We start from the raw sequence: 247 nt of genomic DNA, 5'->3' as shown, positions 1-247 counted from the left end.
GGTGGCCACCGAGATCCGCCGCCTCGCCGACCAGACCGCGGTGGCCACGCTCGACATCGAGCAGATGGTGCGCGAGATCCAGTCCGCGGTCTCGGCCGGCGTGATGGGCATGGACAAGTTCTCCGAGGAAGTGCGGCGCGGCACCCACGACGTGCAGCAGGTCGGCGGCCAGCTGTCGCAGGTGATCGACAACGTGCAGGCGATGGTGCCGCGCTTCGAAGCGGTCAACGAAGGCGTGCAGGCGCAG

The 247-nt window shown here is 69.2% G+C and carries 1 protein-coding gene; it reads left to right on the top strand.

The annotated features are described in order from the left end of the window. The coding region (locus tag HKX41_12770; GenBank protein ID NNC25008.1) for a methyl-accepting chemotaxis protein at positions 1-247 on the top strand (247 nt) is incomplete at both ends.

The organism is Salifodinibacter halophilus, from assembly GCA_012999515.1.
Classification (GTDB): Bacteria; Pseudomonadota; Gammaproteobacteria; order Nevskiales; family Salinisphaeraceae; genus Salifodinibacter; species Salifodinibacter halophilus.
This window is presented reverse-complemented; position numbering and strand designations above follow the sequence as displayed.